The following is a 562-nucleotide window of genomic DNA, read 5'->3' on the forward strand; positions in this document are numbered from 1 at the left end:
AACGCACCAAGGCTTCCACACCAATAATTGCGTTTTGCGCGAGGTTGTATTGCGGCTGATACACCAAATGCAGCTGTTCTTTTTCTATCGCTTCATGCAGCGCAGATTGAATACGGACGTGCGATACCGATTTGTCAGTTAAATCCGGAGAGTAGAACGCGTAGCCGTTACGGCCATTTTTCTTCGCCAGATACATTGCGGTGTCGGCGTTTTTTAGCAGCGTTTCACTGTCTTGACCGTCGTTCGGGTAGAGTGCGATACCGATGCTGGTGGAGATCCGCAGCGAATCGTGATTTGCCAGATCGAACGGGCGGCGGAACACACCCAAAATCGAGCTTAACGTTTCGAGTAACGGAGAATCGCCGTCAATATCCGGCAGTACGATGACAAATTCATCGCCACCGATGCGAGCCACATGCGCGTTCAGGTGCAAAATGTCTTGCAGGCGAACCGCCAGGTTCGACAACAGTTGATCACCACAGAAATGGCCCATGCTGTCGTTAATGTGCTTAAAGTGGTCGATATCAAGAAACAACGTAGCGAAAGGTTGTTCCATCTCGAT

At 50.2% G+C, this 562-nt stretch carries 1 protein-coding gene; it reads right to left on the bottom strand.

The genetic code is table 11. From position 1 onward, the window contains the following. A partial coding sequence (locus R7Q09_RS27435) for a diguanylate cyclase domain-containing protein (RefSeq protein WP_318144120.1) occupies positions 1-562 on the bottom strand: 562 nt, incomplete at both ends.

The organism is Vibrio sp. 2130-1, from assembly GCF_033339515.1.